This is a genomic window from Haloparvum alkalitolerans, from assembly GCF_055381565.1.
On record NZ_AP043938.1, the window covers coordinates 1,958,821 to 1,971,552 of the forward strand.

At 71.0% G+C, this 12,732-nt stretch carries 10 protein-coding genes; 5 read left to right on the forward strand and 5 right to left on the reverse strand.

Translation table 11 applies throughout. The annotated features are described in order from the left end of the window. Positions 1-209: 209 nt before the first annotated feature. From ACZ432_RS12055 to ACZ432_RS12070, 4 genes are all read right to left on the reverse strand, one after another. Positions 210-1,202, reverse strand: coding sequence for an aminotransferase class IV (locus ACZ432_RS12055; RefSeq protein ID WP_426962182.1), 993 nt, complete (start codon positions 1,200-1,202; stop codon positions 210-212). Next, the gene (locus ACZ432_RS12060; protein WP_426962181.1) at positions 1,199-1,870 is read right to left on the reverse strand and encodes an anthranilate synthase component II; all 672 of its coding nucleotides are present in this window, start codon (positions 1,868-1,870) and stop codon (positions 1,199-1,201) included. The genes ACZ432_RS12055 and ACZ432_RS12060 overlap by 4 nt, the downstream gene beginning before the upstream one ends. Next, entirely contained in the window at positions 1,863-3,521 is a 1,659-nt protein-coding gene (locus ACZ432_RS12065; protein WP_426962180.1) for an anthranilate synthase component I family protein, read from the reverse strand. The genes ACZ432_RS12060 and ACZ432_RS12065 overlap by 8 nt, the downstream gene beginning before the upstream one ends. Positions 3,522-3,584: 63 nt before the next feature. Continuing rightward, on the reverse strand, positions 3,585-4,061 hold the full coding sequence (locus ACZ432_RS12070; RefSeq protein ID WP_426962179.1) for a helix-hairpin-helix domain-containing protein: 477 nt from the start codon (positions 4,059-4,061) through the stop codon (positions 3,585-3,587). A gap of 141 nt (positions 4,062-4,202) precedes the next feature. Between ACZ432_RS12070 and ACZ432_RS12075 the strand changes: the two genes are divergently transcribed. Continuing rightward, positions 4,203-4,661 carry a transporter gene (locus ACZ432_RS12075; RefSeq protein WP_426962178.1) on the forward strand — a complete coding sequence of 153 codons (459 nt, stop codon included), beginning with the start codon at positions 4,203-4,205 and terminating at the stop codon, positions 4,659-4,661. Between the two features lie 395 nt (positions 4,662-5,056). Here ACZ432_RS12075 and ACZ432_RS12080 read toward each other — a convergent pair whose 3' ends face one another. Further along, positions 5,057-6,427 (reverse strand): MATE family efflux transporter, encoded by a 1,371-nt coding sequence (locus ACZ432_RS12080; protein ID WP_426962407.1) that lies wholly within the window; start codon positions 6,425-6,427, stop codon positions 5,057-5,059. Between the two features lie 200 nt (positions 6,428-6,627). Between ACZ432_RS12080 and mtnP the strand changes: the two genes are divergently transcribed. The 4 genes from mtnP (at position 6,628) to ACZ432_RS12100 (ending at position 12,635) form a co-directional block, all read left to right on the forward strand. Next, positions 6,628-7,497 carry an S-methyl-5'-thioadenosine phosphorylase gene (gene mtnP, locus ACZ432_RS12085; protein WP_426962177.1) on the forward strand — a complete coding sequence of 290 codons (870 nt, stop codon included), beginning with the start codon at positions 6,628-6,630 and terminating at the stop codon, positions 7,495-7,497. A gap of 88 nt (positions 7,498-7,585) precedes the next feature. Further along, positions 7,586-7,990: a DUF7518 family protein gene (locus tag ACZ432_RS12090; RefSeq protein WP_426962176.1), complete on the forward strand. Its 405-nt coding sequence runs from the start codon at positions 7,586-7,588 to the stop codon at positions 7,988-7,990. Between the two features lie 27 nt (positions 7,991-8,017). Beyond that, on the forward strand, positions 8,018-11,608 hold the full coding sequence (gene smc, locus ACZ432_RS12095; RefSeq protein WP_426962175.1) for a chromosome segregation protein SMC: 3,591 nt from the start codon (positions 8,018-8,020) through the stop codon (positions 11,606-11,608). Continuing rightward, positions 11,601-12,635 carry a segregation/condensation protein A gene (locus ACZ432_RS12100; RefSeq protein WP_426962174.1) on the forward strand — a complete coding sequence of 345 codons (1,035 nt, stop codon included), beginning with the start codon at positions 11,601-11,603 and terminating at the stop codon, positions 12,633-12,635. Before smc ends, ACZ432_RS12100 begins: the two co-directional genes overlap by 8 nt. The last annotated feature ends 97 nt before the right edge of the window (positions 12,636-12,732 follow it).

Sequence of the window (12,732 nt, forward strand, 5' to 3'; positions counted from 1 at the left end):
CACCGCACCCGCCCAGCACCGCAACCGCACTGCAACCGCACCGGCGCCTCGCATCTCCCCAGCCTCGGCGGCGGCGCGGCCGCGGAACCGCACAGCAGGCGGCCGCGCCGCCGCCTCCACCGAAAATCGAAGATTTTCGAGCAGCCGGCGTGCGGTAGCGCGCCGGCGACCTCGCGCGCGTTACTCGCGCGCGCCGACCGCATCCGTCACTACCGGCCGTCTCCGTAGTGCGTTCGCTCCACGCGCCGCGCGTACAGGCGCGAGAGCAGCGTCGTCAGGGGACCGGCGGCGCGGTCGGCGTTTTTGGGCGTCGCGTCGCCGGGCGTCGCGTCGCCGGGCGTCGCGTCGCCGGGCGTCGCGTCGCCGGGCGTCGCGTCGCCGGGCGTCACGTCCACCCCGTCGACGGTCGCGACCGGCCGGACCTCCCACGTCGAGTTGGTCAGGAAGACCTCGTCGGCGTCGCGCACGTCTGCGGGCGTTATCCGCCCCTCCTCGACCGGAATCCCCTCCTCGGCCGCGAGGTCCAGCACGGTGTCCCGCGTGATTCCGGGCAGTACCGGCCCGTCGATCGAGGGGGTTCCCAGTCCGCCGTCGTCGACCAGAAACAGGTTCGACGTGGCGCCTTCCGCGACGTACCCCTCGGCGTCGCGGAGCATCGCCTCGTCGGCGTCCGAGGCGCGGAGTTCGAGGCGCGCGAGGATCCCGTTGAGGTAGTTGTGCGTCTTCGCGTCCGCCGGGATGGCGCGGTCGGGCACGCGCTGGGTCCTGACCGTCTGGAGCGCGGCGGGGCCGTCCCAGACCGGCTCCGCCTCGGGGGCGGTGCCGCCTCGGGGAAGCGGCGAGACGTAGACGACGACGGTGGGGTCGACTGCGGGGTCGGGGTCCAACTTGCCGGGCTGGACGCCCCGCGAGACGGAGAGCTTCACGGAGGCGTCCGCGAGGTCGTTGGCCGCGAGCGTCTCGTCGACCCGGGCTTTCAGGTCTGCGTCGGCGAGCCCGTGGTCGAGTTGGAGCGTCTCGCAGGTGCCGCGGAGGCGGTCGGCGTGCGCGTCCCACCGAAAGACCTCGCCGCCGTACGCGCGCATCGTCTCGAAGGCCGCGTCGCCGTACATGAACCCGCGGTCCCGGACGTTCACGGTCGCTTCGTCGGCCGGAACGAGGGCGCCGTCGACGTGGTACAGGAGGTCGTCGGGGGAGCTCATCGGGACGCCGCCCCCCACGTCTCGCAGGTCGCCACGAAGTTCGCGACCATCCGCTCGCCCGCGTCGGTGAGGATGCTCTCGGGGTGGAACTGCACGCCGACGTGCGGCTTCTCGCGGTGCCGGACGCCCATCACCACCTCGCGCTCGTCCTCGGTCCGGGCGGTCTCGATCAGGTCGGTCGGGAGGTCCTCGCGTTCGACGCACAGCGAGTGATAGCGGCCGACCGAGAGCCGGTCCGGCAGGCCGGCGAAGACGCCGGTCCCGTCGTGGCTGATCGTCGAGGGCTTGCCGTGGACCACCTCCGGGGCGTGGCCGACCGGAGCGCCGAGAGAGGCACAGAGCGCCTGGTGACCGAGGCAGACGCCGAGGACGGGGCGGTCGAGCTCCCACACGTCCATCGAGACGCCGGCCTCCCGCGGCGTTCCCGGTCCGGGCGAGACGACGACGCCGTCGGGGTCCATCTCGCAGATCCCGGCGCTGTCGACCGCGTCGTTGCGCCGGACCGCCACCGCGCCCGCGACCGCTCCCACGTACTGGACGAGGTTGTAGACGAACGAGTCGTAGTTGTCTATCACGAGGATCCGCGCCTCGGAGTCGCCCGCACCGGGCCGCCAGCCCGCGGCGGCCGTGGGGCCGTCTTCTTTCGGCCTCGCGCTCGCGTCAGTCATCGCCCGCCTCCTGGTCGCCGCGGGTCTCCGAGCCCCCAACCGCGCCCTCGGCGTCGCCGGCCGCGTCCACGCGCAGGTCCGCCGCGGCGAGCGCCTCGTCGATGGCGGTCACGAGCGCGCGCCCCTTCGCCAGCGTCTCCTCGTACTCCGCGTCGGGGTCCGAGTCGTCGACGATGCCCGCGCCGACGCGGAGGTGGTACTCGTCGGCGTGTCTGACCAGCGTCCTGATCACGATGTTCAGCGTCGCGCGCCCGTCGAACCCGAAGACGCCCATCGAACCGGTGTAGGGGCCTCTGCGCGTCGGCTCCACCTCGTCGATTATCTCCATCGTTCTGGGCTTGGGCGCGCCCGTGATGGTGCCGCCGGGGAAGCAGGCAGCGACCGCGTCCGCGAGCGTCACGTCCGAGCGGGCGCGCCCCTCCACCAGCGAGACGAGGTGCATCACCTCGCTGTACCGGTCGACGCGGCGGTATTCGGCCACCTCGACGGTTCCGAACCGGCTGACCTTTCCGAGGTCGTTGCGTTCGAGGTCCACGAGCATGGCGTGCTCGGCGCGCTCCTTCTCGTCGCCGGTCAGCTCGGCCTCCAGCGCCGCGTCCGCCGCCGGCGTCTCGCCGCGCGGTCGCGTGCCCGCGATGGGCTCCGTCGCGAGTCGGTCGCCGTCGCGGTCGAGCAGGAGCTCCGGGCTGGCGCTCACGAGGTCGACGCCGCTGTCGGCGGCGCCGCGGCCGCTGTTTTCTCCCGCGCTCGGCCGCGCGAACTCCAGCAGGCCCGAGTAGGGCGCGGGGTTCACGTCCCGAAGCGCGTCGTAGGCGTCGACCGGATGGACCGCCGCGGGGGCGACGAGGCGCTGGGAGACGTTCGCCTGGAACGTGTCGCCGTCGCGGACGTGCGCCTTGACGCGACGGACCGCGTCCGCGTACGTCTCGCGGCCCGACTCGCTCCGAAAGGTCGCGTTCTCCGAATCAGGTTCCGGTGCCGGGCCGGCCTCCGGACCGCCCGTTTCGATCCGCTCCACGAGGTCGACCGCCCGCGAAACGGCCGCGTCGTACAGCGCGTCGTGGTCCGCTCGCTCGGCGTCGGCCGCTCGCTCGGCGGAAACGCGCGGACAGACCGTGATCCGGAGCGTCACCGCCCCCTCGTCGGGGACCGGACACTCCCACGCTGCGAGCCGGTCGAACACCGCGGCGTCGAGTCGGGGGAGGTCCCGGTCGTCGACCGCGCCCTCGTCCGGGAACGTCTCCAGTTCGCGGGCGGCGTCGTAGGAGAGCCACCCGAGGACCCCGCAGGGGTACGGCACGTCGCAGTCGCCGCGGGCGAGGGCCTCGCCGGCCAGCAGGCCGTCGAGCGCCGCGAGCGTCGGGGAGTCCCGTCGGTAGTCGCCGGTTCCGGCGTCCGGGTCGGACTCGCGGACGACCGCGTTCGGACCGACGCGCAGCCGCTCGGCGGGGTCGACGCCGAAGTACCCCCAGCCGGTCTGGCCGCCCGTGGTCTCCAGGAACGCGCCGCCGGGGCCGTCCCGGGCCCGCCGGTAGGCGTCGAAGGGGTCCGCGACCGTCGTCCGGACCTCGACGGGGACGCGGGCGCCGCTCGGGGCCGCGGCCGCCGTCTCGCGGAAGGCGGCCCGGTCCGTCCGGACGGTGTGGGTCATCGTTGAGGGAAGGTCGTCGCCGGCGCGTGAAACAGTTGTGGTGTCCGGCGACGACGCGGCGCCTCAGAACTCCTGGGCCCGCTCGATCCACGTCGCTGCGCGGTTCTCGCCGACGTTCGCGCCCTCGGCGACCTCGGCCGGGTCGGCGTCGGCCAGGTCGGCCACGGTCTCGATGCCGATGTTCGAGAGGCGGTCGGCGTACGCCGGACCGATCCCCTTGACGGAGTCGACGGCGGTGCCGCCCACCTCGTCGACGTCCTCGTCGACTTCCACGTCCTCCGATTCGGGGCCGGCCGCCTCCGCGGGCTCGGCCGCCTCGGCCGGATCCGCGGCGGCGTCCTCCTCGTCGACGAGCGATTCGGTCGAGGCGGCCGCGTCCGTCTCGGTCGCGACCGGTTCGTCGCCGGAGCCGTCTCCGTCCGTCGAGTCGGACTCCTCGTCGGGCTCGTGCTCGACGGTCACCTCCGTGTCGCTCCGGGCCGGCTCGTCGCCGGAGCCGCCGATTCCGAGTTTCTCCTTGAGTTTCTGCAGTAGCGCCATCGGCGACACTTAGGACAGGCGGGTATTTAAAAGCCGGCGGCGGTCGGACCGACCACGCCGCGTCCCGGTTCGGCCGCCGGACAGCCGGCGACCCTCCCCGGTGTCGCCCCTTATAAGGTGGTGGCGGCCGAATTCGGGTCCATGTCCGTTCTCGACGCCGTGATGTGGACGATCCACGTCTCGTTCGCCGCACTCTGGACCGGAAGCGTCCTGTTCGTCGTCGCGACCATCCTCCCGTCCGCGACGGCGGGCGACATCGGCTCCGAGGCCTTCGGGCGCATCGTCGACCGGCTGCGGTGGATCACCCGGGTCTCCGCGGTCGCGTTCCTGGCCTCCGGCGGGCACATGGCCGGCACGCGCTACGACGTGGGCACGCTGACGGGGACCGGAAACGGGCACCTCGTCCTGACGATGCTCGGCCTCTGGGTCGTGCTTACTGGCCTCGTGGAGGTCGCCGGGATCAAGGTGGAGTCGGGCGTCGACGAGGGCAAGCTCCGGGAACCGGCCCACGACGCGAAGCCCTTCTTCTTCGGGGCCGCCGCGGTCGCGGTGCTGCTCCTGATCACCGCGGGGCTGCTCGCCAGCAACGTGCTCGCCTGAGGGGGCCGGGCCGAACGTCTCGGCCGGCTCTCCCTCATCCGCTGCCGTGCTCAGTTCTGGTCCTGCTGCTTGGAACAGCACCACCCAGAAAGCCCCAGCCGGATCGAGCCGGCTGCCCCTTTCAGTCCCGCCCCGCACAGTACCGCTTCGCACCGCAACCGTACGGCAGCCTCACGCCTCCCCAGCCTCGGCGGCGGCGCGGCCGCGAACCGCACCGCACAGCAGGCGGCCGCGCCGCCGCCTCCACCGAAAATCGAAGATTTTCGAGCAGCCGGCGTGCGGTAGCGCGCCGGCGACCTCGCGCGCGTTTCTCGCGCGCGCCGACCGTATCAGCACCGCACCCCCAGCGCATCAGCACCACGATCACCCCGTCGCCGTTTCGTGAGAGGTCGTCCTCACTCGTCGGCGGTCGGTCCGCTACCGGCTTCGATCGCGGTCTCGTCGACGTACTTCTCCGACCACGTGCCGCGGCCGTACCACGCCAGCGCGAGCAGGCACCCGACCACGTCGCCGAGCACGACCGCGAGCCAGATCCCGTCCTCCGCCCAGCCGAGCGTGAACGCGAGCAGGTAGGTCGCGGGGACGCGGACGACCCACAGCGTCGCCACCGAGAACAGCATCGCGGTCTTGGTGTTGCCGGCGCCGCGGAACGTCCCCAGCAGGATCTGCAGGACGCCCATGGGGACGAACATGAACGCCGCGATCTGCAGGTACTCGACGCTGTACGCCAGCGCGTCGGCGGTCCCCTCGGCGGTGAGGAACACGCCGGCGATCGGCGCGGGCACGAGGAAGACGACGGCGGTGAGCAGCGCCATCACCCCCGCGGTGACGGCCATCGCCAGCCGGGACCCGCGCTCGGCGCGGTCGGGACGCTCGGCGCCGAGGTTCTTCCCGACGACGGTGTCGACCGCCTGCGAGAGCCCCAGCGCGGGCAGAAACACGAGCGAGACGATCCGGTTGCCGAGCCCGTAGGCGGCCACGACCGGGGGCGAGAACGTCACCACGATCGCGGTGAGCGCGATGAACGCCAGCGAGGAGGCGGACTGCTCGACCGCGCTCGGGACCCCGAGCCGGACGATGTCGCCGACGTCGGACCGGTTGAGGGTCAGGTCCTCCCGCCGGATGTCCGGGCCGGCGCCGGTGCCGAACAGGACGTATAAGCCGAGAACCGTGGCCACGAACCGCGAGAAGACCGTCGCGAGCGCGGCCCCCTGTACGTCCAGCGCGGGGAACGGCCCGATCCCGAAGATCAGCAGGGGGTCGAGCGCGACGTTGACCGCGACGGAGACGACCATCACCCGCATCGGCGTGCGCGTGTCGCCGTAGCCGCGCATCAGCGAGACGAACACGAAGAAGCCGAACAGGAACGGCGTGCCGAGGAAGAACACCCGCATGTACGCCGACGCCATCGGCACGATCCGCTCCTGCGTGGCGGCGTCGGCCGGCAGCAGCGCGAGCATCGGGTCCGTGACGACGTAGCCGATGGCGCCGACCGCGACCGCGACGAGCGTGACGAAGACGAGCGTCTGCCCCGCGATGCGGTCCGCGTCGCGGTCGGCGCCGGCCCCGCTGTACTGGGCGATCAGGATCGCGCCCGCGGCCGTGAAGCCGCCGCCGATGGAGATCAGGAAGAAGACGATGGGGAACGCGAGGCTGAGCGCGGCGACCGCGTCCGCGGAGTAGGCGCCAAGGAACGCCGTGTCGGCGACGTTGTACGCCACCTGCAGCAGCTGGATGACGACCATCGGCCACGCGAGCGCGACCATCGGCCCGAGGAGGTCGCCCTCGGTCAGGCGGCTCGCCACGTCGGGTTCGGAGGGCACTACGGACCGTCAGCACCCCGGGGCTTAAGAACGGTCGTGAAACCTGTTGACGCTTGTTGATGCCTGCTCTCCGGCTCCCAGCGGGCGGAGGCCGGCCGTCCCGGTTCAGTCCTTATAAGTGCGGAGCGACCGCAGGTCGGGGCATGAGCAAGATCGGCTTCATCGGCGGCAGCGGGATCTACGAGGCGCTCCCGCTGAACGACGTGCGCGAGGAGGCGTACGACACCCCCTACGGCGAGCCATCCGACGCGGTCACGGTCGGCGAGTTCGCGGACACGGGCAAGGAGGTCGCGTTCCTCCCGCGGCACGGCTCGAACCACGGCGCCTCGCCCACGGACCTGCCGTACCGCGCCAACATGTACGCGCTGAAGCAGGCGGGCGTGACGCACGTCTTCGCCTCCAACGCGGTCGGCAGCCTGAAGGAGGAGCTGGAGCCGGGCACGCTCGTCGTCCCCGACCAGATCTACGACCGGACGAAACACCGCGAGCTCTCCTTCTACGGCGACGGGGTCGTCGTCCACCAGCCGTTCGCGGACCCCTATAGCCCGGAGCTCGTCGACCACCTCACCGACGCCGCCGAGGCCACGACCGACGACGACACCGAGGTCGTGAAGGGCGGCACCTACGTCTGCATCGAGGGGCCGCAGTACTCGACGCGCGCGGAGTCGGAGTTCTACCGGGCGCAGGGGTGGGACGTGGTCGGGATGACCGCCATCCCGGAGGCCAAACTCGCTCGCGAGGCGGAGATGGCCTACGCCACCATCGCGGGCGTCACCGACTACGACGTCTGGAAGGCGGACAGCGAGGTGACCTTAGAGGAGGTGCTGGAGAACGCGGAACAGAATCAGGCCGCGATCAAGGCCGCCGTCGAGGAGGCCGTCCGGACCCTGCCCGACGACCACGAGTGCGAGGCCCACACGTCGCTCGAAGGCACGATCAACACTCCGAGCGAGGCGATCCCGGCCGAGACGCGCGAACGCGTCGACCCCCTGCTGGGCGAGTACCTGGACTGATCGCGCCGGGCGCTTCCCCCGCATCTGTGCCAATCAGTCACACGCCCGTCTGACACACATTTATACCGCTCCCGTGACCAGTGCGCCCATGAGCAATCGGGTCGAGGAACTCGAGGGGCAGGTCGCCGAGCTGCAGGCCGCGGTCAACGGGCTGACGGAGGAGCTCGTGGAGATGAAAGAGCGCGTCCGGCAGCTCGAGGACGACGCCGAGGCCCGCGAGGCACGCGAGGCCGCCGCGTCGACTACGTCGGCCGAGCCGGCCGCGTCGGAGACGGACCAGCCCGCGGCCGGACCGACGGCCGCCGAGTCCGGCCCGAGCGAGCGCACGACGAAGAGCGACGACCGCGTCGAGGTCGTCGAGTCCACCGGCGAGGCGGACGCCGACGGCGCCCACGGCGGGGCCGCGGCCGACGCCGAAGGGGGTAAGGCCGCGGAGGACGCAGACGCGACCGACGAGGGCGAGTCCGAGGACGGCGACATCATCGTCGCGTAACCGGCGGGCCGCCCACAGCCAGCCAGCATGCACATCAAGGAAGTCGTTCTGGACAAGTTCAAGAGCTTCGGGCGGACGACGAGGATCCCCTTCTACGAGGACTTCACGGTCGTCACCGGCCCGAACGGCTCGGGCAAGTCGAACATCATCGACGCGGTGCTGTTCGCGCTCGGACTGGCACGCACCCGCGGGATCCGCGCCGAGAAGCTGACCGACCTGATCTACAACCCCGGCCACGAGGGCGACGGTGAGGTCGAGGGGCCGAGCGAGGCCTCCGTCACGGTGATCCTCGACAACGAGGACCGTGCGCTCGAGCGGAGCCAGGTCGTCTCCGCGGCCGGCTCCGAGAACGTCGGCGACGTGGACGAGATCACCATCAAGCGCCGCGTCAAGCGCACCGAGGACAACTACTACTCCTACTACTACCTCAACGAGCGCTCGGTGAACCTCTCGGACATCCAGGACCTGCTGGCGCAGGCCGGCGTGACGCCGGAGGGGTACAACGTCGTCATGCAGGGCGACGTGACCGAGATCATCAACATGACCCCGTATCAGCGCCGGGGGATCATCGACGAGATCGCCGGCGTCGCGGAGTTCGACGCGAAGAAGGAGGCCGCCTTCGAGGAGATGGAGACGGTCGAGGAGCGGATCGGCGAGGCGGACCTCAAGATCGGCGAGAAGCGGGACCGCCTCGACAGGCTCGCGGACGAGCGCGAGACCGCGCTGGAGTACCAGGAGTACCGCGACGAGGTCGAGCAGTACCGCGGCTACCTCAAGGCGGCCGAGCTGGAGGAGAAGCGCGAGACGCTCGGCGAGATCGCCGACGACATCGCCGAGAAGGAGGCCGAACTCGCGGAGCTCCAGGAGGAACTCGACACCCGGCAGGGGAAGGTCACCCGGCTGGAGACGGAGCTCTCACGACTCAACGACGAGATCGAGAGCAAGGGCGAGGACGAACAGATCGCGATCAAGTCCGAGATCGAGGAGGTGAAAGGCGACATCTCCCGCATCGAAGGCGAGATCGAGAACGCGGAGGAGCGCGCCGAGGAGGCCGAGACCGAGCGCCGGAACGCGTTCGTCCAGATCGACCGCAAGCAGGAGACGATCGACGACCTCGAGGGCGACATCAAGGAGGTCAAAGTCGAGAAGGCCTCCGTGAAGGCGGAGATCGCGGACAAGCGGTCCGAGCTCGCGGACGTGCAGGCGGAGATCGACGGCATCGACACGCAGTACGACGAGCTGAAGGCCGACCTCGCCGAGCGGAAGGAGCGGCTGGAGGCCGTCAAGTCCGAGAAGAACGAGGAGCAGCGCGAGAAGGACCGCCTGCTCGACGAGGCGCGCCGCCGCTCGAACGCGGTGAGCGAGGCCCAGACCGAGCTGGAGGAGGCCCACGAGGCGATCCCGGACCTGAAGGCGCGGATCTCGGAGCTGAAGGGCGAACTCGACAAGGCGGAGCGCAACCGCGAGACGATCGAGTCGACGGTCGAGGAGCTGTTCGCCGAGAAGGCGGAGCTGCAGGAGCGGCTCGACGAGATCGACGAGACGCTGCGTGGCAAGCAGAACGAGTACGCGAAGCTGGAGGCGAACGCCGACCAGCGCGGCGACAGCTCCTGGCCCCGCGCGGTGACGACGATCAAGAACGCCGGCGTCGACGGCGTCCACGGCGCGGTCGGCGAACTCGGCGCGGTCGACCCCGAGTATGCGGAGGCGTGTGAGACCGCCGCGGGCGGTCGGCTCGCGAACGTCGTCGTGGACGACGACGGCGTCGGCGAGACGTGTATCGACCACCTCAAGAGCCGGAACGCGGGCCGGGCGACGTTCCTCCCCATCACGGAGATGGACGACCGGAGCCTGCCGCGGAAGCCCTCGATGCCCGGCGTGGTCGACTTCGCGCGCAACCTCGTCGACTACGACAGCGAGTACGAGTCGATCTTCTCGTACGTGCTCGGGTCGACGCTGGTCGTTGAGGACATGCGGACCGCCCGCGACCTGATGGGCGACTACCGCATGGTGACGCTGGAGGGCGACCTCGTGGAGAAGTCGGGCGCGATGACCGGCGGTTCCGGCGGCGGTTCGCGCTTCTCGTTCACGAAGTCGGGCGGCGGCAAGCTGGAGCGGCTCGCCGAGGAGATCTCGGAGCTGGAGGACGAGCGCCAGGCGCTCGACGCCGAGATCCGCGAGCTGGAGTCGGACATCGACGACGCCCGCGAGCGGAAGAGCGACGCGGCCGACCGCGTGCGCTCGGTCGAGTCGGACATCGAGCGCGCGGAGGCGGACCTCGCGGACCAGCAGGACCGCATCGAGGAGCTCGAGGACGAACTCGAGGCGCTCCGCGAGGAGCGCGAGGCGGTCGACGAGGAGATGGCCGCGATCGACGACGCCATCGAGGAGTTGAACGCCGAACAGGCGGAGCTGGAAGCCGAGATAGACGAGCTCGAGAGCGAGCTGGCGGACTCCCGGATCCCGGAGCTGTCCGACCGGGCCGACGAGATCCGCGAGGAGATCGACGACCTCGAGGACAGACAGAGCAAGCTCGACGGCCGGCTCAACGAGCTCCAGTTGGAGAAGGAGTACGCGGAGGACGCGGTCGACGACCTCCACGAGACGGTCGAGAAGGCGCAGAACCGGAAGGCGGACGCCGAGGGGACCATCGCCGACTGCGAGGACCGGATCGCGGACAAGCGGGAGCTGCTGGAGGAGAAACGCGAGGCCATCGCGGACCTGGAGGAGGAGCTCGCGGAGCTGAAGGAGGAGCGCGAGGCGCTCCGCGAGGACCTGGCGGACGCGAAGGAGTCCCGCGACGAGCAGACGGAGCGAGTGAACGCGGTCGAGTCGACGCTCGCGGACCTGCAGGACAGACAGGACCGGCTGGAGTGGGAGGTCGACGAGTTGGCCTCGCAGGTCGGCGAGTACGACCCCGAGGAGATCCCGGACCACGACGAGGTCGAGAGCCGGATCGCCACGCTGGAGGGGAAGATGGAGGCGCTCGAACCCGTCAACATGCTCGCCATCGACGAGTACGACGAGGTGGAAGCGGAGCTGGACGACCTCCAGCAGCGCCGCGACACTCTCGTCTCCGAGCGCGACGCCATCGAGGAGCGCATCGAGAGCTACGAGGCCCAGAAGAAGGAGACGTTCATGGACGCGTTCGACTCGATCAACGAGCAGTTCCGGGAGATATTCTCGCGGCTCTCGGCGGGGACGGGCGAACTCGTCTTAGAGAACCCGGAGGACCCCTTCGAGGAGGGGCTGACGATGAAGGCCCAGCCAGCGGACAAGCCGGTCCAGCGGCTCGACGCGATGAGCGGCGGCGAGAAGTCGCTCACCGCGCTCTCGTTCATCTTCGCCATCCAGCGGCACAACCCGGCGCCGTTCTACGCGCTCGACGAGATCGACGCGTTCCTCGACGCGGTCAACGCCGAGCGCGTCGGCGAGATGATCGAGGAGCTCTCCGACGAGGCGCAGTTCGTCGTCGTCGGGCACCGCTCCGCGCTGCTGGAGCGGGCCGACCGCGCCATCGGCGTGACGATGCAGGGCGACAACGTCTCGGCCGTCACCGGGATGCAGTTCGGCGGCGACGGCGACGACGAGGGCGAGGAGGTGCCGGCCGATGACTGACGGCTACGTCCCGGACGTGAGCCTCTCCGACCGCGACGACGATGACGACGGCGACGCGGCCGACGACGCGACCGGTCCCGCCTTCGGCACCCCCACGGAGAACGGAGGTGCCGAGAACGCTGCCGCCGAGAACGGCGCTTCGGCGACCGGCGCCGCGGAGGGCGAGTCGGTCGAGGCAGGGGAGGGCTCCGACTCCGGGGCCGTCCCGGACATCGAGCACCCGGACGCCGCGGACGACGGCGAGGTGGAGCCGGTGGAGCTGCTGGTCCAGCTCGCGGAGGAGGGCGAGATCGAGCCGTGGGACATCGACATCGTGCAGGTGACCGACGCGTTCCTCGAGAAGCTGGACGCGACGGACCTCCGGACCTCCGGGCGGGCGCTGTTCTACGCCAGCGTCCTCCTGCGGATGAAGGGCGACGAGATGATGGCGGAAGACGACGGGGACGACGAGCCCGACCAGGAGCCGTGGCAGGCCGCCATGGAGGGCGGCGAGCCCGCGCCCGACGCCGACTTCGATCCCGTCTCGGAGCTGGAGGCGGAGATGGACCGCCGGCTGGAGCGCAAGAGCACCCGCGGGTCGCCGGAGACGCTGGACGAGTTGGTCCGCGAACTCCGGGACGCCGAGCGCGGCACGTGGTGGAAGGACTCCCGCGAGTACGACACCTCGGAGTCGCCGCAGGGGTACGACCGCGGCACGCAGACCGTCGACTACCGCGCCGGCGACGAGTTCCGCGGGGAGCACGAGCCGACCCAGGAGGAGGTCACCGGCGGCACACACGACGAGGACATCGAGGAGGTCATCGAGGACGTGCGCGCCGCGCTGGACGAGCAGTACGGCAAGGGCCGCGAGGAGGTCCTGTTCGCGGAGGTCGCCGACGCCGGCGGCCGCTCGTTCATGACGTTCCTCGCGCTGCTGTTCCTGGCCCACCGCGGCGGGGTCGAACTCCGACAGGACGAGTTCTTCGGCGACCTCTGGATCCGCGACCCGACCGCCGCGACCGGCGAGGCGGAAGCGGTCGCGGACTGAGGGGCGGGGACCGAGTGCGGGCGGAACTCGCGGGAGGCGGCAGCGTTCACGTCCACCCGTGACACGCTCGGTTCGCAGGCCACCGGTCTCTCGATCG